Origin of the sequence: Novosphingobium beihaiense (assembly GCF_022832375.1) — a bacterium.
GTDB classification, from domain to species: Bacteria; Pseudomonadota; Alphaproteobacteria; order Sphingomonadales; family Sphingomonadaceae; genus Novosphingobium; species Novosphingobium beihaiensis.
Genome location: NZ_JALHLG010000029.1, coordinates 32,977 through 55,172 on the forward strand (window position 1 = coordinate 32,977; position 22,196 = coordinate 55,172).

The window sequence follows — 22,196 nt, forward strand, 5'->3', positions numbered from 1 at the left end:
TGGATGGGGAGGCAGGCCGTTCAGACGAGCCCGATCAGACGAGCGCGGGAAGCTGGCCCGGACTGACACCTTCGCCGCGCAGCCGTTCGGAAAGCAGGGCAATGCTGGGATGTTCAAATATCAGGCTTGGCGGGACCGGGATGTCCAGACGCTTGCGAAGGCGCGCCGCCAGTTTGATGACGATCAGCGAATGGGCGCCCAGATCGAAGATGTTGTCTTCCCGTCCGATCCGGTCCGTTCCCAAAAGCCCATGGATCAGTTCGGCGACGAGAGCTTCCAGCGGATCGGTCGTCTCATGCGCGCTGTTGGCAGGTTCGCTGCCCGCCGTCTCCAGCGCCGGGAGCGCCGCGCGGTCGATCTTGCCGTTGGGCAGACGCGGCATGTCCGGAAGGATCGCGATCGTGGAAGGCACGGCCGCATCCGGCAGTCTGCTGCGCAATTGGCCGCCAATCGCCTTGAGATCCGGCGTATAGCCGTTTTCCGCGGTCAGGTAGGTCACGATCTGGCGGCCGTCCCCTTCGCCCGTTACGGCTGCTACGGCTTGCGCAACTCCGGGCAGGCTGGCCAGCGCCGCTTCCACTTCGGCAAGCTCGATGCGAAAGCCGCGTATCTTCACTTGATCGTCCGCCCGGCCCGCCAGCGTCAGCGAACCGTCGAGGTTGAGGCGGGCAAGGTCGCCGGTGCGGTAGAGGCGCTCGCCCGGCCGTTCCGGATCGTCCCGGAAAGCCCGGCCTGCCGGTTCCCCCAGATAGCCGCGCGCGACTTGCGCGCCGCCGATGTAGATTTCGCCGATGGCCCCGGCCGGTGTGCGGGTGAAATCGGCCCGGCGCAGCAGTATCCTGCAACCGGCAAGAGGCTTGTCGAGCGGAATGGCATCGGGAAGCGGCTGGCCTGCCGGAACTTCGCCGATCATGGCGCCGACTGTGGTCTCCGTCGGCCCATAGTGATTGAATATCCGCGATCCGGGGGATCGGCGCCGGATAGTCTCGATCAGTTTCGGCGGCGGGGCTTCGCCGCCCAGGACGATGGCCGACGGCAAATGATACCGGCTGGTGTCGAGCAGAGCGCCGAGATGGGACGGGGTGATCTTGATGCAGTCTATGGCTTGCCGGGACAGAAAGGCGCCGAAGGACTGGCTGTCCGCCATGTCCTCGTCGCTGGCAATGACGAGCGCCGCACCGGCGGACAGGGCTCCGAATAGCGCCGTGTGTCCGAGATCCGCCGCCACTGTCGAGCTGAGGGCGAAGCGGCGGCATTGCGAGAGCGCCATCCCCTTGCGCGCCGCTGCCACGTAGCTGGCAAGCTGGCCGTGTTCCACCACAACCCCTTTGGGGGTGCCCGTGGAGCCTGACGTGAACAGGACATAGGCCACATCCGTCATCGCCGGGGAGGGCAAAACGATGGAGGGCAGCAGTTCATCCCGACCGAGCAGGTCCGCTACCGTTGTCTCGTCCCAGACCAGGGCAGGTGCGGTTTGGCCGATAATGGCGTTGCGCCGGGCGGCAGGCCAGCCGGGGTCGAGCGGAACGAAGGCCGCGCCTGCCCGCATGACGGCATGGAGGGCCAGAACCAGCAGCGCCGAGCGGGGCATGACCAGCGCGACAAGGGCGCCCGGACCAATGCCGCGCCGGGCAAGATGGCAGGCCAGGCGGCGGGTCTTTTCTTCCAGATCGTTGTACGTCCAGGTTTGCTCCCCGGATACGAGGGCTGGCGCGAGAGGGCGCTGCAAGGCCCACCGGACCAGCAGAGCGGGCATCGTCTCCGGATCATCGACGGGCTCCGGCGCGGCGAGGGCCGCGTGCAGGGCGATTTCCGTCTCGGTCAGAACGGGCAGGGCCTGTACCGATGTGTCGCGGTGTCGCGGCAAGGCGGCGAGCACGGCCAAGTACCGGTCGAGCAGGAGCGTGGCCTTGTCTGCGCCGTGCCGGGCGGGATCGTAGTGCAGGTCCAGCCGCACCGCGCCATCGTGGGTCATGACGGCATCGAGAGCGAGGTCGAAGACAGGATGCGGCCCGGGGTGTTCGGCGGCTGCCCAGGTGATGCCGCCAGCCGGAATGGCAGCCCAGTCCTTGCCCAGAGCAAAACCGATAGCGCCCTCATCGCCGGAGGCGCTGGAGGCGGGGCGGTGTTCCTGATGGGAACGGTGGGCGTTCAGTTCCGCATGGAAACGCTCGAGAAAATGGCTGACCGTTTCGTCCGGTTCGGGCGTCGCGGCAAGCGGCAGGCGATCGTCGAGTGGACCGGCCAGATCCTGCATCGGCGGGTAGTCATTGCGCGAATCGTGCTGCCAGAACCTAGGCATGGAGGCCAGATCATCGGTGCGTGCGATGGCGATCCACCATGCGGCTTGCAGCACGGCATCGAGAGGCAGATCCCATCCGGAAAGGTCATGGAGGAGTTTGCCGGGCAGGTGCCGGGTAACCGTCCTGCGTTCGCCCGATCGCGGTTTGCCGGGCAGGCCGGGAAGTGATGGCTGGTGCTTCAGTATATCCTGCCAGTACGCTTTGCCGGTTGCCGCTTCGGGGGCTGTCTCCATCCCGGCGCGCCATTCCATGTAGGCAAGCAGGCCGATGTCTTCTTCCGGCACGTCCTCACCGGCATAAACGGTGATGATCCGCTGTGCGATCAGGGCCAGTCCGGCTCTGTCGCAAATGGCGGGGGATGTCTGCAGTAAGAGTTGCGCCACTGTCGGGCTATCGATCTGCAAGCTTGCCGCGAATGTCGCGCCCGAAGTGCACGCCGTTTCGTCCGTACCGATCCGGAGGCCGGAAAAAGGCATGTCTTCGCCGGAAATCAGGACCGGCATTTCAGGCGCATTTCTCAGAACGCAGGTGGTTGCATCCAGGCTGGCCGCAACGGTCTCGGCCGCCTGCGCCAGCCGGTGGCGATCGAGCGGGCCTTCCAATTTGAGCCTGAGAGTCAGCGTTCTCCCATCCGGCGCGCCCGTTTTCATGGCGTTGAGGACATCTTTCTGGCGGCTGGTAAGAGGCAGGTTCATCCGATTTTCTCCTCGGCAGCGCGTTCAAGGCCCGTCCGGCTGACCAACCCGGCCATCGCGACCAGAATGCGTCTCTCGCCCTGGAAGGGATCGCGCGCGTGCGCGGTGAGCATGTTGTCGACCATCAGCGTGTCGCCGCGTTGCCAGGGGAAACGGATGGCGCACGCTTCGTAAGCCGCGCCGATCAGGGCCATGGTCTCGTCGGGAATGGGCTCTCCATCGCCGAACAGGACATTGCGGGGGAAACGGTCGATACCGGCGGTCTCCAGCAGATCGGAGCGGACTTCCGCATCGAGACAATGGGGGTGGTGGAGCTGCACCTGGTTGAAAAATACCTTTTCGCCGCTCAGCGGGTGGCGGATGACGGCGGGCGCGAACAAGCGGGTCTGCAGGGTTTCGCTGTCGAGCCACCGGCAGGTCATGCCATCGCGCAGGCAGCGTTCATGGACGGCTTCGCGATCGTCACTGCGGAAGAAGTCGCGCCAGCTTACGTCCAGATGCGGAGTGAATGTGCGCACATAGAGAAGCCCGCGGCGTTCGAGCTGGGACACAAGGCCGGCAGGCAGTTCGCGCAGCATCTGTCTGCCATCAACGATGGGGGTGCAGCCTCCCGACGCGGCCACCTTTTCGGAAAAGAACCACTGCTTGCGGGGCCATTGGCCCAGGTGCGAACTCTCGTTGTGGAACAGGATCATTTCCTGCTCGGGATACGGTGTGGAGTTGTAGAGGTCTTCGGCCTCCTGATGCACCGGAAGATCGCCATAGGCTCCATAGAGCCCGCCCGGCTCCATGGCATCGGCAAAAGCTCTGAAGGCGCTTGCGCCGGGAAGATCGAACCCCCGGAACAGTATCGCGCCGTGCGTGAGCAGCCGTGTTTCGATCGTGGCCCGGTTTTCCCCGGCCCAGCGGACGGGATCGATCCCCGGTCCGGACGGAGAGAAAACGGCGGGGGTCGCGGTCCCGGGCGCGAGGAAGCTCTGGCGCACCGTGGGAGGGGCAGGCGCGCGGCGCGCTTTCCTGCCCAATGTCTTGAGCTTGGATGCCAGCATGCCGGCAGGCATCGCCTGAGCCTCGCTGTGCACAGCGCGATGGCTGCCTAGTGCGGTCTGATCGGGATCGGTCATGGCTTTCTCCATGAGGGCGATCCAGCGCGTGTGGAGGCGCTGGATCGTCGATGAATCGTAAAGCGAGGCCGCGAAAACCCAGTCTGCGGCCATCGGTTCGCTTCCCGCCTCGCCGGCGCGGCCCGGTTCGAGGAACAGGGCGATATCGAACTTCGAATGGCGCTCGGCGGCGGGAAGTTGCCGGACTGTGCAGCCATCGAAATGCAGCGTATCCGAAGGCACGTTCTGCATGACGAACAGATGCTGGACCATCGGATTGCGCGAACGGTCAGGCTTGATTCCCGCCGTTTCCACGATCCTCTCGAACGGCAGGCCGTCATGTTCGAAGATGTTGAGTGCCGTCTGCCGAACCCGGTCGAGAAGATCGTTGAAGCTGTCCTGCGGCCCCGCTTGCGAGCGGATCGGCACGACATTGACGAAGAAGCCGATCAGGTCTTCCAGCTCGGGTGCGGGGCGTCCCGCGGTGTCCGTTCCGGCCACGAGTTCTTCCGATCCGCTTTCTTCGTGCAGAAGGATGAGGAAGAGTGTCAGCAGCGCCATGAACGGTGTCGCGCCCCGTTCGCGGGCCCAGCGTTCGACACGCCGCACCAGATCGCCGGGCACTTCGAGCTGGAGTGAATGGCCTGCGGTCGAAACGGTCGCAGGGCGGGGCCGGTCGGTAGGCAGGGGCAGCACCGACGGCACGTCTTTGAGATAGCCGCGCCAGAAATCCTGCTCGGCCAACAGGCGGGGGCCGGCGAGCAGACTGTGTTGCCAGGCCGCATAGTCGGCGTATTGCACGGGAAGAGGCGGCCAGTCCGGCGCAGATCCGGTGCGGGCCGCATGGTACGCGTGCGCGAGATCGCGCGCGAAAACGCTTACGGACCAGCCATCGGCAATGATGTGATGCAGGGCGATGGGCATGTGCCATGCCTGCGCGCCCAGACGGATCAGCTCTGCCCGGACAAGTGGCCCTGCCGACAGGTCGAAAGGCTCGGCCGCATGGCGGGAGGCAAGTTGGCGGGCCTGCTCTTCGCGTTCCTCTTCGGGAAGACCGGTCAGGTCGTGCAGCGGGATGTCGAGCCACAGTTCGGGGGCGATGACGGCAATGGGGTCTTCGTCGTCGTTGCCGGGATAGCGGGTCCGCAAGATTTCATGACGGGCGGCAACGGCGTTGAGCGCGGCCTGCATGGCGGCGGGGTCGAGTTCGCCGGAAATCTCGAAAGTCGCTGCCATGGCATAGGCGCTGCCGGTTTGCCCCAATCTGTCGATCAGCCACAGCCGGTGCTGCATCGGCGCGATCGGCATGGCCGCAGTGCGGGGGACGGGATGCAGTTGCGGTGTGTTCCCGTCTTCCCTGTTGTTCCCAGTCTCATCGAGGAAGGCGGCAAGAGCCTGGAGGACGGGGTGGTCGAACACGGCGCACAAGGGCAGGCTGTTCCAGCCGTCGCGCCGCAGCCGTGAAACCAGACGCGCGGCGGTGAGCGAATGGCCTCCCAGGGCAAAGAAGTCGGCCGAGCGGTCGGTTATGCTGGCATCCAGCAGTTCTTCCCAGTGCGTTGCCAGGCGGAGCTCCGTCGGCGTGGCCGGAGGCTGGGCATCGGGCCGGACACGCGTTTCGGTGGGCGGGGGCAGCGCCTTGCGGTCAAGCTTCCCGTTGGCATTGAGCGGCCAGTCCCGCAGCATGATCCACAGGTCCGGGATCATGTATGGCGGCAGCAGTGCGGCAAGATAGGACTTGAGGCTCTCCGTGACGGTTTTTTGCCCGTCTTCACAGGCTGCCGTTGTCGCCGGTTGCCACCACACGGCCAGCCGTCCGTCGCAGGCCATCGCAACGGCGCGGGCGACACGATCGTGCCGTTCCAGCCAGGTTTCGATTTCTCCCGTTTCGATCCGGTGGCCGCGTATCTTGACCTGAAAGTCGCGCCGTCCGGCCCATTCGAGCACACCGCCGGGTGTCCACCGGGCGAGGTCGCCGGTGCGGTAGAGGCGGGCCCCGGGAGGGCCTGAAGGATCGGGGAGGAACGCGGCCGCTGTTGTGCGCGGGTCCCCTGCATAGCCGCGCCCCACACCGACCCCGCCGACAGTGATTTCGCCTGTGACGCCGATGGGAACCGGGGCCAGGACATCGTTCATGACGCGCAGCACGGCCCCTTGCGTGGGGCGGCCGATCGGCACGGGGTGGGTGATGGCCTCTGCATTTTCGATCGCATGGAAGGCGACGTCGTCGGCGCACTCGGCCGGGCCATAGGCGTTCATCATCCGGCTGTGCGGAAAGGCCGCAAACCAGCTTCTCGCATCGCCGGACGACAGCGCTTCCCCGGTGGGCAGCGTCCAGCGCAGCCTGGGAAGCGCCGCCGTTTCCTGAGGGCTCGTTTCCGCAAGTGCCCGCATGAGCGAGGGAACCGGCTCGAACAGGGTCGTGCCACTCTGCTCCAGCGTTGCGAGCAAGCTGTCAGGGTCGCGGACGACGCTGTCGGGGATGATTTGCGTGCGGGCGCCGATCAGAGGCGCCGTCAGCGTTTGCCACACCGATATGTCGAAGCAGGATGGAGCCGTCTGGGCAATGACGTCATCGGCGGTCAGCCCCAGGGGATCGATCTTGGCCAGCATGTTGTTCAGCATGCCCGCCCGTGTGATCATCGCGCCTTTGGGTTCGCCGGTGGAGCCGGACGTGAACAGAATATAGGCTAACTGCTCCCCGCTGGCGGGCCGATCGATCGGAATGCGGGACGCTTCGCCTTTGTGCATGAGTTCTTCCAGCGTCAGCGATGACCCGGGGAAGGCTATGCCGTCAGCCCTCACGACGAGAGGGTTCCCGGCCCGCGCCAGCGCTTTTTCCCAGCGGGCTGCCGGATGCTCCGGATCAAGCGGCATCCATCCGCATCCGGCCCTCAGCGTCGCGATCATCAGGCAGAACAGATCGAGGCTTCTTGGCATGAGAAGCGCAACGGGTTCGTCGGGCCTGGCTCCCGCCGAGACGAGGCCGCGTGCCAGAACTGCTGAGCGGTCCCACATTTCACGGTAGGTCAGGCTCTGTCCGGCATGACAGACGGCAATACGCTCAGGGTGCGCTGCGACATTGGCGGCAACCCGTTCGACCCAGCCGGGTTGCAGGCTGTAGGATGGCGTATTGCCGCTCGAGTCAGCCAGCAATTGGGCTTCGGCCGCCCCCAGGGGCACGATGCTGTCGATGCAAGTGCTGCCGTCGCTGGCCATGGCCATCAGGGTGGCGCGATAGGTCTCGATGAGACGTTGCAGGGCTTGCGCGTCCCAGCCCTTGGCATCAACGGCAATGCCCAGCGTTTCGCCGGGGAAGACTTCTATGGTCAGGCCATAGTGGGTCCGTTCGACATTGTCGCGCATGTGCAGGCTGAGCGGGCCGACTTGCCGGGCGCGGCTTTCCAGCATCGGCAGGTTCTGGAACACCAGAATGGTGTCGAAGCGGATGGCTTCCGGCGCGATGCGGCCGATTTCAGCCAGCGGCATGTGCTCATGATCGCGCATCATGGCGCTGCTGGACTGGACTGCGGAAAGATACTGCTGAAGCGAGAGCGGCCCATCGTCCGCCGAGAGCCGCACACGCAGCGGCAGGGTGTTGATGAACAGGCCGACCATCGCTTCCGAACCGGAAAGACCGGCGGGGCGGCCTGCGGACGTGACGCCGAAAACCACGTCGCGCCGGCCCGTGTAGGAAGAGAGAGTCAGGGCCCATGCGCCTTGCGCCAGTGTATTGAGCGTGACCTTGTGCCGCTGCGCCGCTTCGGTCAGCCGCGCGGTGGCCTGGCGGTCCAGCACGATGTCCTGCGTGATGTGCAGGGGGGCATTGCTTTGTTCGTCACGCTGTCCTGGCGGTGTGATGGAAAGACCGGGATCGTCCAGTCCGGCCAGCGTGTCCTTCCAGTAGGCCGTGGCCGTTTCGCGGTCCTGCTGCTCCAGCCAGTTCACATGATCCCGGAAAGGGCGGCGGCTGGTGAGCGCGGGGGGCTCGGACGCAAGAATGGCCCTGTACCGTTCCAGCACTTCGTCGAGCAGCAGCAGCGAGCACCAGCCATCCACGATCAGGTGATGACGGGTCCAGATGAGCGTCCAGCGATCCTCGCCGGTCCGGATGAGGATCAGGCGGGTGAGCGGCGCGGTGTCCAGCGCGAAACCGGCGGCGCGGTCTTCCCGCAAACGGCGCTGCAGGCTCACCTGCTGATCCCTCGCGGTCAGGCCGCGCCAGTCGAGAATGTCGATGGTCCGGTTCCGGCGCAGGGCATCCGGCGTCACCGGCCAGACCAGCTGCAGGGCCGCATCGCGCCCTTCCCAGCGAAAGCTTGTGCGCATCGCGGCATTGGCGGCGATGGTGCTGCACCAGGCGGTGATGAAGTGCGTGGCTTCGAACGGGCCTTCCAGATCGAGCACCAGTTGGTTGACGTAGGATCCGCTGTCCGGCTCCAGCAGGCTGTGGAAGAGAAGGCCTTCCTGAAGTGGTGTGAGGGGATAGGCATCTTCTGCGCCTTCGGCCTTCAGTGCGGCAACCCCGGCGTCGTCGAGACGGGCAAGAGCGAACGGCGGAATCGGTTCCCTGTCCGCGGGCGTCTCGATGGGCAGTACGGGCCTGTCTTGCGGCAAGCTGGCTGCAATCGCACGCAGTGTGCGCTGTTCGAAGAATGTGCGGGGCGTGAGGGCAAGTCCGGCCGGACGCGCCTTGGCAATGATCTGGAGGGCGAGGATGGAATCGCCGCCGATGGCGAAGAAATCGTCTTCCGGTCCAATCCGGCTGACCCCGAGCGTCTCGCTCCACAACGCGCCAATCTGGGCTTCCAGCGGCGAAAGGGGCTCTGCGGAGGGGGCGGCGGCGATGGCGGGATCGGGAAGGGCCTTGCGATCGATCTTGCCATTGGCAAGCCGGGGCAGGCTATCCAGCGCGAGGATATGGCCGGGGACCATAGCGTCGGGCAGTTCGCTCGCCATGGCCGCGCGCAATCCTGCCGTGTCGGCTTGGGCCGGAGTTACAAAGCCGGCCAGTTGCTGGCCCGATGCCGACGGCATGGCCACGACGGCAGCTTCCCTGACGCCGGGCTGGCGGAGGAGCCAGGCTTCTGTCTCGCCCGGCTCCACGCGAAAGCCCCTGATCTTCACCTGCTCGTCGATCCGGCCGAGGAACTGCAACGGCCCGCCTGCCGTCAGTCTCGCCCGGTCCCCGCTGCGGTAGAGACGCCCGCCGGGAACCGCGGGGTCGGGCACGAACCGTTCGGCCGTTGCCGCAGGATCGCGGAAATACCCGGCTGACACGCCTTCGCCGCCGATCAGCAGTTCTCCGGCTACGCCGATCGGCACGGGGGCCATGGAGGCGTTGGTGACGCTGACATGAACCCCCGGAAATGGCGCTCCGAGCGGTGCAGGCTGTTCCAGTCCAGCGGTTATCTCTGCGGCAAGGCATCCTACGGTGGTTTCGGTGGGGCCATAGTGATTGAGAATGCGGCATCCCGGAGCGAGATCGCGGACCTGATCGAGAAGGGGGGCACCAGGGGCCTCGCCGCCCAGCACCAGCCACTGGCGCGGCAGGAGGCGGGCAGGGCCGGGGACCGCCATCAAGGCCGCCAGATGCGAAGGCACGATCTTCAATATGTCTATCGGATGCCGTTCGAGATGATCCGCCAGAGCGCCGGGATCGTCGGCGAGGTCGTCGTCGAGGACGTGCAGGGTGTGCCCATTGAGCAGGGCCCCGAACCATGCGGTGAAGCCGAGATCGGCGGCAGGGGAGGCCAGTGTCGCAAACCGGGCCGTGCCAGCGGGCTGCAGGATATCCTGAAGCCCGCTGGCGTAGTGGGCCAGATTGCCTTGCGTGACCTCTACCGCTTTCGGCTTGCCGGTGGAGCCCGAGGTGTAGATGATATAGGCTCCGTCCCCGGAGCGGAGTTCCGCATGGGAACGGGCATCGGGAACCGGACCGCCATGCGCCGGAGCGTTCACGTCGATCCAGGCGAAAGCTTGCATGTCATGGGCAACGGGGCCCTGACCGATGACGGCAGTGGCTTGCGCGCCTTTGAGCAATAGCGATTTGCGCGCTGCCGGTTGCGCGGGATCCAGACAAAGAAAAGTGCCGCCTGCCTTCCATATGGCTATCATGGCGGCGGCCATCGCCGTGCTGCGCGGCAAATGCAGGGCAAGGATATCGCCAGGCTTGCAGCCTGCCGCCAGGAGGTGACTGGCAAGGACGGCGGCCTGCTTGTCCAGTTCGCTGTAAGTCAGGCAGTGCTGCCGGTCTTCTGCAGCAGTTTCATGGGGATGCCGGGCCACGGCGGCTTCGAACATGGCCAGCGCGGTTGGCCGTGTCTTGAGTGCTGGCCTGGCCGCTAGCACGGACTGATCGGACGGATCGCCGGGCAGCGCACTGACCGGCAGATCGGGCGAAGTGACGATCTGGGTCAGGGCGTGGCGCAAGCCGGCGCGCATCCGTTGCGCGGTTGCCGCGCAGAAACACCTTGGATCATGGCGCCACTGGCCGATCAGGACATCGCCATGGTCAACCCAGCGCAGATTGATCTCCTGCGCCGCGCCGCGCTGGTTGGCGATGATCTCTCCTGTCATATGGCGAAGGAATGCGCTGCGTTCCCCGACCGGGACGAACGTCGTCATGTGGCGCAGCCGCAACCGTTCCTCGTCCGCGAATGCCGCGATCCGGCTGGCGGGAAGATGCCGGTTGCGCAGCATCGCCCTCAGATTGCGCTGAGCGGCTTGGGCCAGGTCCGCGCCGCTGGGCGCGCCCGTGAAGTCCGCCTGCCAGGGAAGCGTGTTCAGCGTATAGCCGATCATGTCGCGCTCGGCCGCTCCGCTCCGGCACGATATGGGGGTTCCGATCAGGAAACGGTCCTGCCCGCTCCAGCGATGCAGGAAGAGCTGATAGGCGGCTGTCAGCAACGGGAAGAGGCCCGTACCCAGCCGCTGCGCGGTCTCGCGCACCTTTGCGGTAAGCTCCGGGGGGAGCGTGATGTCCGTTTCTTCGGCCATCCCGATCGGTGTGTCCGGAGAAGCATCGTGGAACAGTTCGGGATATCCGCCCGCACCCTTGAGGCTGGTGCGCCAGAACGCCTCTTGTCGTGACTGGCATGCGGCGCGCTCCGCCTGGCGCTGGCGTTCTGTCCAACGCCGGTATTGCCCCGGCTGCCACGATGGAGGCGCTTCGCCGGCGCGCTGCACTTCATAGCGCGTGAATGCGCGTTCGCAGAGAAGCTCCATGGAAGCGAAATCCCCTGCTATGTGGTGCGCCACCACTGCGAAATGGCACTGCGGTGCAAGACCGTTGACGCTTTCCTCGACGAGGAAGCGCACACGGCAGCAAGGGCCCGTCTCCAGTCTGAAGGGCGCGTCGATAACGCTGTCCAGCCAGTGCTGACGATCCTGTGCCGCCAGCGAGGGCTTTCGCGTGATCGTGACATCGGGCTGGACCGCCGGATCGCAGATCATCTGCACCTGGCCGGTCCTGTCCTCCCTGTAATAGGCATGGAGAGCCTCATGCCCGCGGATTACCGCGCGGAATGCTTCGGCAAGGGCAGACAGGTCGATGCCCTCCACAAGCCGCCCGCCGATGACCATGTTGTAGCTCGGGTCATCGGGGGCGAGGCAGTGCGCGGTCCGGATCGAACGCTGTATCTCGCTGATCGCGATAGCCGCGGGAGCAGGACTATCCCCTGTTTCCTCAGGCGAGAGCACACTGCGGGCGGCGTTCGCCGGTGTCATATCGTCCATGAACGGGTCCTTCCGGGTATCGATGTTTCAGGATGACAGCAGCGCCGAGCGCACGGGATCGGCCATGGCGACCACGATCCGGCGAGGGCCTGAAAAAGGGGCTCGCGCATGTGCGGTCAGCATGTTGTCAAGCATCAGGATGTCGCCGGTCCGCCATGGAAATGCCCGCGTGCATTCATCCAGCACCTGGCGGACGTGGCTCATCGCCTGTTCGCAGATTTCGGTGCCATCGCCGAAGCAGACATGGCGCGGCAGGGCGCGCGTGCTGCCGACGACGGCCAGCAGCGTTTCCCTGACCGTTGGCGGCAGGTTGGATGGATGGAACAGGTGGGCCTGGTTGAACCAGACATCGTCGCCGGTTTGCGGATGGCGGGCAACGGCCTGGCACGTTTGCTGCGTGCGCAATTCTCCATCCGGCGTCCATTCGCAGACGATGCGGTTGGCCTCGCAATAGCGCTGAATGCTGGCGCGATCCGTTGTGCCGAAAGCGTCTTGCCAGGGCAGATCCAGCCCATTGCCGTAGTTGCGCGTGTAGGTGAGGCCTTTGGCCGTGAATTCCTCGCGTATGGCAGGATCGATCCGGGCGAAGATCTGCCGGCTGTCGGCGATCGGGGTTTCCCCGCCACTTTGGGGCGCGGTCACGCAGTGGAACCATATGCGTTTCGGCCAGGTCAGCGTGTAGGACTGTTCGTTGTGCAGCGGAATCGTCTGATGCGCGGGATATTCGGTGGACGTGTAGACCCCGTCGCCGACTGCCGTTCGCGGCGTTGACGCGAAGTCATAGCCGATCAGCGACGAGCCGAAGGATGCCGCGAACGTGCGAAACAAGGTTTCGTCAGGCGGCGCGCAGTCCCTGAACAGCAGGGCGCCGGCTTGCCGGAGGTGCCGGGAGGCCAGGCCTTGGGCTTCGTCCCAGAGGCCCCGCCAACTGGCGGGGGTGGGAGCTGCCTCATTGCGGGGCCTGATTTGCAGCGCTTCGTCGTCCGCTCCGAACAGGGGCGTGACTTCGACAAGACGGTCTGCATGTCCGATAGCCAGGTTCATTCAGGCGCTCCCTTCTTGGTGCCCGTCACGATAGACAGTATTGATAATGAGAGTCACTATTAATTAAGTTGACGACGTATTTTTTTGCCGTCAGGTTGCGCTCATCGGCATTCAAGCTGCCGTTGCAGCCCATTAAAATATTGCAATGTTGCGGAAAAATCCGCTGCCATGCGTATAAACAGATAATGATTCTGATTCGCAATATCATTTACAGCTTTGTGAGATGGAGTGACATATGAGTTGGGATGATCCGAATGCGCGTTTCGTCGTGGTTCTGAACGATGAAGAACAGTATTCGATCTGGCCGGAACACCGTCCGCTGCCTGCAGGCTGGCGCGGGGACGGTATGTCGGGCAGCCGGGAGGCCTGTCTCGATCATATCGAACGGGTGTGGACGGACATGCGTCCCTTGAGCTTGCGCCGCGCGCTCGACGGTATTTCGGCCTGACATTGGTGCCCGGCCGGCAAAAGGCGAAGAGCCCGGTCGGCGGCCTTGCGGCAAAGTGAATCACACAAGGATGGATGGGAGTATGCGATGAACATCGCCATGGAGCCGTTTGCGCTCGACCAGTTCCGCGGCCAGGCGCCGATCCACTTGCGGCCCGATCCGATTCTCCACCGGCAGGAGGGGCGTGAATCCAACGCGCGTTCCTACCCCCGCCGCATCCCGCTGGTGCTCACCGGCGCGCGCGGCATCTATGTGCAGGATTCCGCGGGGCAACTTTACGTCGATTGCCTGGCGGGAGCGGGCACTCTCGCGCTGGGGCACAATCACCCTGCCGTCATCGCGGCGCTGCGTGAGGCGCTCGATTCCGGCGCGCCTTTGCACACGCTGGACTTGCCCACCCGGATCAAGGACGCATTCGTCGAAACGCTGTTCGCGAGTTTGCCCGCCGGTCTGCAGAAATCGCGTGTGCAGTTCTGCGGCCCTTCCGGCTCGGACGCGGTCGAGGCGGCTTTGAAGCTGGTGCGAACCGCGACCGGGCGCAAAGCGGTCGTGGGGTTTTCCGGCGCCTATCACGGGATGACGGCCGGGGCATTGTCGCTGATGGGCAATCTGGCGGTGCGGATGCCCCTGGGCGGGGCGATGGGCGATGCGCACATGATGCCTTACCCTTATGATTTCCGCTGTCCTTTCGGGATAGGCGGAGAGCAGGCGGTCGATGCGCATCTGCAACTGCTCGAACAGGTTCTGAACGATCCTGAATCCGGCGTTCCCGCGCCTGCGGCGGTTCTGCTGGAAGTGGTGCAGGGAGAGGGCGGTGTCATTCCCGCGCCGATCCGCTGGCTCCAGGGCGTTCGCCGCCTGACCCAGGCCGCAGGCGTGCCGCTGGTGATCGACGAGATCCAGACCGGCGTGGGGCGAACCGGAACGTTCTTTGCTTTCGAGCAGGCGGGGATAGAGCCCGATGTGCTGGTTCTGTCCAAGGCGATCGGGGGAGGCCTGCCCATGGCGGTGATGATCTGCCGCGAGGAGCTGGACCGCTGGGCGCCGGGGGCCCATGCGGGGACTTTCCGGGGCAATCAGCTGGCCATGGCCGCAGGCGTGACGACGATCGGGCACGTCCGGGACCAAGCCCTGCACCGTCATGCAGCGGCAATGGGCGAGCGGCTTGCCGGGCACTTGCGCGCTGTTCAGGCCGACTTTCCCGCTATCGGCGACGTGCGCGGACGCGGGCTGATGATTGGCGTGGAAATCGTCGAGGAGCCTGCACCGCGATTGCACTCCGGCCCCAACCGGGTTCCTCCGCCAGCCGATGGCGTCCTGGCGCGGGCCATCCAGCGCGCCTGCCTCGAACACGGGCTGATCGTGGAGACCGGGGGCAGGCACGGCGCGGTTCTGCGTTTTCTGTGCCCGCTGATCGTCACGCCCGAAGAGATTGACGAAATTGCCGAGCGGTTTCGCGGCGCCGTCCGGTCGGCTTGTGCCGCACATGTCTCCGAAGCGGCGGAGTAGGCCGATGGACCATCAGATCATGACCGGCGCTGTGGACGGAGAAGGCAGCCTTGAAACGAAAGACAGGCTTTCCCGATCCCCGCTTTCTTTCGCGCAGGAGCGCCTGTGGTTTCTGCAAAAGCTCGATCCTCTGGATACCAGCTACAATCTGACACGGGCTTTCCGGTTGCGTGGCGCGCTTGACCGGGAGGCGCTGGAGCGCGCGCTGACGGCGCTGGCGTGGCGTCACGAACTGTTGCGCAGCCGCTTTCCCGCCGCCGTGGATGGCACGCCGTATCAGGAAGTGCTGGGACGCCCAGCGCTGCGCTTGCGGCACGAACGCCTCGCCGGCGGGCATGGCGTCGAGGCGGTCGACGGTGCGATTGTCGAATGTATCGAAGCGGAGGCCGCGCATGTCTTCGAGCTTGAGGCCGCGCCTCCCTATCGCGCGGTGCTGATCGAGGCAGGGCCCGACGATGCCGTGCTGATCCTGTCCATGCATCACATGCTTTCGGACGGATCGTCCAATGCGATTTGGGTGAAAGACCTGCTGGCCGCCTATGGCGCTGCGCTGGCTGGGCCTGGCCGGGCGGCGGAAGCGCTCCTGCCCCCGGCAAGCACGCAATATGCCGGTTATGTCAGGCAACAGCGCGATGCAGACCGTCCGGGGCATCTGTCGGCAGCCTTGGACAGAGCCGTTGAGCGCCTGCAAGACGGAGTGGCGGGCACGCCAAGCGCCATACCGGTTCTGGATCTCCCGCCGGACCGGCCCCGCCCGGCAAGCGGCAGCCGTGCAGGCGGCCGGGTGGACTTCACGCTGAGCGCTGAACTGGTGAGCCGGGTGCGGGCCTTCGCACAGGCCGAAGGATGCACGCCTTTCGTCATTATTCTGGCGGCATGGGCGATCTTGCTCGCGCGCAGATCCGGCCAGAGCGACTTTGCCATCGGCGTGCCCAATGCCGGACGCTGGGAGGAAGAGTTCGAGGATGTCGTCGGTTTCTTCGTCGAGACCGAGGTATACCGGCTGCGTCTGCGCGCCGGTATGACCGGGCGTGATCTGGTCCGGGCATTGCGCGCAGACGTGCGGTCCATGCTGGATGACGGGCCCGTTCCGTTCGAAAAGCTGCTGGAGCGCTTGCCCGGCATCGATCGCGGGAACGGGCGGACGCCTCTCTTTCAGACCATGGTCAATATCCAGATGGATGCCCATGCCGAACTGAGCCTGCCGGGCCTTTCGGTAGAACTGATCGAGACTCCGGAACGCACGGCAAAGTTCGAACTCAGCCTGAATGTGGCCTATTCCGCAGCGGGCGTGCGCTGTTCTATCGAATATGCAAGCGCGGTGTTCGACGAGACCACGGTCGAAGCCATGGGCCGGCAGTTCGCAATGCTGCTGGACTCTCTGTCTTGCGATGCCGGAGCGGCGTGGGACGCGCTGCCGATGTGGGATGCGCAAGAGCGCGATGCTTCGCTTGCTTGCGGGCGCGGCCCGGCCGCGGACATAGACCGTTCGCAGGACATGATGGCCTTGTTCGAGGAATGGGCCGCCCGTCAGCCGCATGCGACTGCGGCGATCTGCGGCGATGACAGCATCAGCTACGGAGATCTCAACGCCCGGGCCAACCGTTTGGCCCATGCGCTGGGCAAAGTCGGGGTGGCGGCGGAAAGCCTCGTCGGCGTGGGGCTTGCGCGCGGATTGGATATGCTCGCTGCCCTGCTCGCGATCGGGAAGGCAGGAGGCGCTTATGTGCCGCTCGATCCGGGGCAGCCCGAAGCGCGTATCGATCTTATCCGCAGCCGGGCCCAGCCTCTGCTCACGCTCGACAGTCCGCTGGACGGCTTGCTCTGCGAAGCGGAGGGGGCCGCCCAGGGTAATCCCGCACCGCCGTATTGCATGCGGCAGCTGGCCTATGGGCTGTACACCTCCGGGTCCACGGGCGCTCCGAAGGGCGTTGGCATTGAACGGCGCGCATTCGCCAATTTCCTCGCCGCTATGAAAGGGCTGGTGCCGATGGGGCCCGGGGACCGGCTGCTGGCGGTGACGACGCTTGGCTTCGATATCGCGGGGCTGGAGCTGTTCCTGCCGCTCGTCTGCGGCGCGGCCGTGGTCATTGCACCGCAGGAAGCGGCAGGCGATCCGCTGGCGCTTTGCGAACTTATCCGTCGGCACAATATCGGCGTGATGCAGGCAACGCCTGCGACATGGCGCTTGCTGCTGGATGGTTCGGATGCGCGATGGCCGGGCCTTCGCGGGCTATGCGGCGGGGAGGCTCTGGGCGCATCGCTCGCCGCGCGGCTGCTGGAGCGGGGCGTCGATCTCATCAATGTCTATGGCCCTACCGAAACGACCGTCTGGTCTTCCGCCTTTCCTGTGAAGGAAGGGGAAGCGAGCGGGGCGAGCGTCCCTATCGGCGCGCCCATTGCCAATACCGTGCTCTATATCCTCGATGACCGTATGGAGCCGGTTCCGCCGGGAGTGGTGGGTGAATTGTGGATCGGCGGTGAGGGACTGGCTCGCGGTTATGTGGGCGATCCCGCGCTGACCGCGGAGGCTTTCCGGCCCGATCCTTTCGCCGGTGCGGGAAGCGGTGCCCGTCTTTACAGAACCGGAGATCGCGTGCGGCGGCGCCCGGATGGCTCCATCGAATTTTTGGGGCGGCGCGACCATCAGGTCAAAATCCGCGGATACCGGGTGGAGCCGGCCGAGATCGAGGCTGTTCTCGAACGGCACGAGGCCGTGTCGCAGGCCGTCGTAACGGCGCGCGCGGATGCCACAGGTGAAGTGACGCTGGCGGCCTATGTTCTGGCACCGGCGGGCCAGAGTGTGGCGGAACTGCGCTCCCATGCGGAGGCCTGTCTGCCGCGCTACATGATCCCGGACTTGTGGGCCGTTCTGGACAGTTTCCCGCTCAATGCCAGCGGCAAAGTGGATCGTGCCGCCTTGCCCGCGATTGCGGCAGAGGCTGCGGTAGCCACTTTGCAGGATCAGCCGGTGAGCCAAACGGAAACGCGGCTTCTGGCGCTTTGGCATGACGTGCTGGATCGCACGGGCTTCGGTGTCACCGATAATTTCTTCGAGGTCGGGGGGCATTCCTTGCGGCTGGCGCGGCTGCAGACCCGGATCGGCAAGGAATTCGGTGTCGCACTGCCGCTGCAGAGCCTGTTTCGCGCGCCGACCGTGCGGGACATGGGGCAGTTGATCGATGGGCACGCTCCCGTGGATGCTGCAGCAGACCTGGCTTTCATGAGCAATCTGCTGGAGACACTATGAGCCTGGTATTGTCTCTCTTGCGCCGCTTCCGCTGGCGCATCCCGGTCGCCATGCTGTTGGGGGCTGGCGGAGCGGTCTCCGGTTTGGCGCTTGTCGCGGTGATCAATGCGCTCGTCGCCGGAACGCTCCCGTTCGATACGCAAAGGCTCGGTCTTATGGCGGCCTTGCTTGTCGCGGTGTTCGCGTGCGGCTTTCTGTCGCAATCGATGCTGACAAGCCTCGGCCATCGCGTCGTCAGCGATATGCGCGTGGAAACCGTCAAGCGGATCATGGATACCGGCCTGGAGCGGCTGGACGCGATCGGGGCGCCTGCGCTCTATGCGACGCTGGCCAAGGACATTGTCGCGGTGGGGCAGGCGTTCAACCGGCTGCCGCTGCTGTTCGCCAATGCCATCATGCTGCTGAGCGGCTTTTGCTATCTTGCCTGGCTCTCGTTTCCGCTTTTCGCGTTCAGCGCGGGGCTGATCGGTGCCGCCGCTGCCGTCGCCTATCGCTGGGTGCTGCGGATGCGCGCTCTGATGATGGAAGTGCGCGCGACCGACGACCGCCTGATGGAAACTTACCGCGGCGCGATCGAAGGGCGGCACGAACTGGCGCTCAACGGCTGGCGCCGGCAGATCTTCCACCGCGAAGATGTGGCAAGAACGGCCGAACACGCACGCGTGACGGAAACCCATGCCGACCGCTACTGGGCCTTGAGCCTGAGCTGGACGTCCATGCTCGTCCTCGGGGTCATGGCCGGCATCTTTGTCGCTGGGACCATGCTTGGGCTGCCTGCTGCGAACATTGCCGCCTTTGTGCTGGTCCTGATGTTTCTGCGAATGCCGCTCAATGAACTGGTCGGAACCTTGCCGATCCTGCTGGCCGGCAATGTCGCGCTGGCGAGGGTGGAGGCGCTGCGGCTGGAACAATACCGCGCCCACTTCCATGCGCCTCTTGCTGACGGTACTCCCAAGCTTCCGGCAGATCGGGCCGCTTCTGCCGGAACGCCGCTCATGGAACTGCGCGGCATCGTTTTCGAGCATCCGGCGGCCAATGGCGAGAAAGGCTTCCGGCTGGGGCCTGTCGATCTGACGATCGAGAGAGGCGAGACGGTCTTCATCGTCGGGGGAAACGGCAGCGGCAAGTCCACGCTCATGTCGATCCTGGCGGGGCTGCGCAAGCCTGCGGGCGGCAGTATCCGGTTGTCGGGGCGGCAGATAACCGATGCCGAACGCCACTGTCTGCGCGAACAGGTCAGCGCGGTATTCTCTTCGCCGTTTCTCTTCGAGCGGCTGGTCGGGCCCGGCGGGCAACTGGACGAGGCGCTCGCCCAGGCGTTTCTGCGCCGCCTGCGTCTTTCCGGAAAAGTCTCCATTCAAGACAGCCGCTTGTCCGACATCCAGTTGTCGCAGGGCCAGCGCAAGCGGCTGGCGCTGCTGAGCGCATTGGTCGAGCAAAGGCCGGTGCTGCTGCTCGACGAATGGGCCGCCGATCAGGATCCGGTGTTCCGCCGCTTCTTTTACGAGGAACTGCTGCCGGAACTGCGCGCGCAAGGGCGCACGATCATCGCGATCAGTCATGATGACCGCTTTTTCCATGTGGCCGACCGCGTGCTGCAATGTGACGCCGGAACCCTGTCGCCGTGGGGCGGCAGGGAGGCGGTCCGCAATGCGCAAACGGTGCTGTGACCGGGAGATTTAAGGTATGAACGATCAACCTGTTCTGTCCGTAGCACCTGTTGAACGGCGCGCCGAAGCCTCTCAGGGAGATGTCGGCGGCGGCCATGTCCCGCAGGTGCGCCAGGATGGAGAGCGCCTGTCGCTGTCTCTCGATGACGGTGCGGATCAGCGCTGGACGCTGACAGGGCAGGGGGCTTCATCCGTCCTGAAAATGGAACGCAGTCCTGGCGGGCCGGAGCGTGACCGGATCTGCGCGCTTGCGGCGCTGGAGGCTGCATTCGCCATGGCCGGGGACCCGCCGGATCTGGCCGTGGAGATCGAGGAGGAGGAGCTTCGAAACCGCCTGTGGCGGGACGGTGCCCTGTGGCAGGACGGTGCATCGCAATGGCGGGCCTCGGCCTCGGCGCTGTATCAGATACCGGACCTCTGGCTGCGCCCGCCGGGCAGGCCGGGCGGCGTCTATCCTGAATGCCGCATCATGACGGATGGACGGTATCACCCCCGGCGCCCGCCGGTTCGGGAAGGCATTGTCTATGCCCGCCGTATTCCCTGGCTCGGCAAGACCTTGTCGCTGCGTCTGCTGGATATCGAACGCGATCTTGCGCTCTATCACCGCTGGCAGAACGATCCGCGCATCGCGCGTTTCTGGCTTGAAGAAGGCGATCTCGATTATCATCGCACCTATCTTCAGGGGCTTCTGGCCGATCCGCACACTGCGCCGCTCATCGCAAGCCTGGATGACCGGCCTTTCGGCTATTTCGAAGTGTACTGGGCGAAAGAAAACCGTCTGGGCCCGCACTACGATGCCGATGACTACGATCGCGGCTGGCATGTTCTGATCGGCGAGGAAGACGTGCGCGGGCGCGACTACATCACCGCCTGGATGCCCTCGATCGTCCATTACATTCTGTTGTCCGATCCCAGGACGCGCCGCGTCGTCGGTGAGCCTGCCGCCGATCACCATCAGCAGATCCGCAATCTTGACCGGGGCGGGTTCGCCAAAGTCAAGGAATTCGATTTTCCTCACAAACGCGCACTTCTCGTCTCGCTTTCTCGTGAGCGTTTCTTCGCGGAACGGCTGTGGATTCCCCGCATCTGAACCGGTCCCTTCAAAGCTGCCGTAGCTGGACCAGCATAACAGGAGCATTTCATCATGACTTCATCGCAGACCGCAGAGCCGCTGGATTGTGTCGGGATCGGCTTTGGCCCTTCCAATCTGGCATTGGCCATCGCCATGCAGGAAGCGGGCAATGGCCTGTCTTGCCATTTCCTGGAAAGACACCCTGACTTTGTGTGGCACGGCGACATGTTGCTGGATGGCAGCCGGATGCAGATCTGTTTCCTCAAGGATCTGGTGTCCATGCGCAAACCCACCAGCCCGTTCAGTTTTCTGAACTATCTGCATGAGCACGGGCGTTTCGAGGACTTCATCAACACGCGCACGTTTTACCCGAGCAGGCGTGAGTTCAACGATTACCTGCGTTGGGCTGCAGGCCATTTTGATGCGCAATGCTCCTATGGGCAGGAGGTTCTGGCGATAGAGCCCGAATGGGATCATGGCCGGGTCCGGCATGTCCGTGTCCATGCACGCGATCAGCATGGGCAGGAAAGGTACTGGCTGGCCCGCAACGTCGTTATCGCTACGGGCGGGCAACCTTGCGTGCCGGATGCTTTTGCAGGATTGAACGGGCATGCCCAGGTCATTCATTCCAGCCGCTATCTTTCGGCTGCGGACCGGCTGGGCAAGGCAGAGCGCGTCGCGGTGGTGGGCTTCGGACAGAGCGCCGCTGAAATATTCCTGGATCTGCATGGCAAGGGCGTGGCCGTCGATCTTATCGCCCGCGCTTCAACGCTGCGCCCGGCCGACAGCAGCTCTTTCGTCAACGAGATTTTCAATGCCGACTATACGGACTATTTCTTCCACCGTCCGCTGGAAGAGCGGCGGCAGCTTGTCGGCGATTTCAGCAGCACGAATTACTCGGTCGTCGACAACGACCTCATCGAGGAAATCTTCGACACGTTCTATCAGCAGAAAGTCATGAAGGATGAACGCCACCGGCTTTCACCCCGGCATGAGGTTCTTGCAGCCCGTGCGCAGGATGGGCAGCTCCAGCTTGACTTGCGCAATCTGGACGATGGCTCTCATGACATGCGGCGTTTCGATGGTGTCGTTCTGGCCACCGGTTACCGGCATACGCCCTCGGCAGCGTTTCTGGATGCTATGGCGCCGTGCCTTGAAAGCCTGGCGCCCGCGCGCGATTACCGCCTGCCTGCCACGCCTCTGTGCGATGTCGGCATCTATCTTCAGGGCTGCTGCGAGGCGACGCATGGCCTGAGCGATTCTCTGCTGTCGGTTCTCCCCGCCAGGGCAGAGGAAATCGCGGTTTCCCTTCGTCAGACCTCTGCGGAGCAAGCGGCTCCTGCCGTCGCCTGTGCGGCGGAATGA

9 protein-coding genes are annotated in these 22,196 nt (G+C 64.8%); 6 read left to right on the top strand and 3 right to left on the bottom strand.

Annotated elements, in window-relative coordinates; translation table 11 throughout:
- Positions 1-34 precede the first annotated feature (34 nt).
- The 3 genes from MTR66_RS15850 to MTR66_RS15860 are packed head-to-tail and all read right to left on the bottom strand — an operon-like array spanning position 35 to position 12,882.
- On the bottom strand, positions 35-2,998 hold the full coding sequence (locus MTR66_RS15850) for a non-ribosomal peptide synthetase (protein ID WP_243922792.1): 2,964 nt from the start codon (positions 2,996-2,998) through the stop codon (positions 35-37).
- Complete coding sequence (locus tag MTR66_RS15855; RefSeq protein ID WP_243922794.1) at positions 2,995-11,838, bottom strand: non-ribosomal peptide synthetase; 8,844 nt, start codon at positions 11,836-11,838, stop codon at positions 2,995-2,997. The genes MTR66_RS15850 and MTR66_RS15855 overlap by 4 nt, the downstream gene beginning before the upstream one ends.
- Before the next feature lie 27 nt (positions 11,839-11,865).
- Positions 11,866-12,882, bottom strand: a complete 1,017-nt coding sequence (locus MTR66_RS15860; protein ID WP_243922796.1) for a TauD/TfdA family dioxygenase — start codon at positions 12,880-12,882, stop codon at positions 11,866-11,868.
- Positions 12,883-13,117: 235 nt separating this feature from the next.
- Between MTR66_RS15860 and MTR66_RS15865 the strand changes: the two genes are divergently transcribed.
- The 6 genes from MTR66_RS15865 to MTR66_RS15890 all read left to right on the top strand — a co-directional run bounded on the left by MTR66_RS15865 (position 13,118) and on the right by MTR66_RS15890 (position 22,196).
- On the top strand, positions 13,118-13,330 hold the full coding sequence (locus MTR66_RS15865) for an MbtH family protein (RefSeq protein ID WP_243922798.1): 213 nt from the start codon (positions 13,118-13,120) through the stop codon (positions 13,328-13,330).
- A gap of 87 nt (positions 13,331-13,417) precedes the next feature.
- The gene (locus MTR66_RS15870; protein WP_243922800.1) at positions 13,418-14,839 is read left to right on the top strand and encodes a diaminobutyrate--2-oxoglutarate transaminase; all 1,422 of its coding nucleotides are present in this window, start codon (positions 13,418-13,420) and stop codon (positions 14,837-14,839) included.
- Between the two features lie 4 nt (positions 14,840-14,843).
- Positions 14,844-18,089 (top strand): non-ribosomal peptide synthetase, encoded by a 3,246-nt coding sequence (locus MTR66_RS15875; protein WP_243922802.1) that lies wholly within the window; start codon positions 14,844-14,846, stop codon positions 18,087-18,089.
- The gene (locus MTR66_RS15880; protein WP_243922804.1) at positions 18,086-19,759 is read left to right on the top strand and encodes a cyclic peptide export ABC transporter; all 1,674 of its coding nucleotides are present in this window, start codon (positions 18,086-18,088) and stop codon (positions 19,757-19,759) included. Before MTR66_RS15875 ends, MTR66_RS15880 begins: the two co-directional genes overlap by 4 nt.
- A gap of 16 nt (positions 19,760-19,775) precedes the next feature.
- Positions 19,776-20,849, top strand: coding sequence for a GNAT family N-acetyltransferase (locus MTR66_RS15885; RefSeq protein WP_243922806.1), 1,074 nt, complete (start codon positions 19,776-19,778; stop codon positions 20,847-20,849).
- Positions 20,850-20,903: 54 nt separating this feature from the next.
- On the top strand, positions 20,904-22,196 hold the full coding sequence (locus tag MTR66_RS15890; RefSeq protein ID WP_243922808.1) for a lysine N(6)-hydroxylase/L-ornithine N(5)-oxygenase family protein: 1,293 nt from the start codon (positions 20,904-20,906) through the stop codon (positions 22,194-22,196).

Coding starts and splice junctions, on each gene's coding strand:
- MTR66_RS15855 (WP_243922794.1), bottom strand. CDS start 11,838: ATGGACGATATGACACCGGCGAACGCCGCCCGCAGTGTGCTCTCGCCT.
- MTR66_RS15885 (WP_243922806.1), top strand. CDS start 19,776: ATGAACGATCAACCTGTTCTGTCCGTAGCACCTGTTGAACGGCGCGCC.
- MTR66_RS15850 (WP_243922792.1), bottom strand. CDS start 2,998: ATGAACCTGCCTCTTACCAGCCGCCAGAAAGATGTCCTCAACGCCATG.
- MTR66_RS15875 (WP_243922802.1), top strand. CDS start 14,844: ATGGACCATCAGATCATGACCGGCGCTGTGGACGGAGAAGGCAGCCTT.
- MTR66_RS15860 (WP_243922796.1), bottom strand. CDS start 12,882: ATGAACCTGGCTATCGGACATGCAGACCGTCTTGTCGAAGTCACGCCC.
- MTR66_RS15865 (WP_243922798.1), top strand. CDS start 13,118: ATGAGTTGGGATGATCCGAATGCGCGTTTCGTCGTGGTTCTGAACGAT.
- MTR66_RS15880 (WP_243922804.1), top strand. CDS start 18,086: ATGAGCCTGGTATTGTCTCTCTTGCGCCGCTTCCGCTGGCGCATCCCG.
- MTR66_RS15890 (WP_243922808.1), top strand. CDS start 20,904: ATGACTTCATCGCAGACCGCAGAGCCGCTGGATTGTGTCGGGATCGGC.
- MTR66_RS15870 (WP_243922800.1), top strand. CDS start 13,418: ATGAACATCGCCATGGAGCCGTTTGCGCTCGACCAGTTCCGCGGCCAG.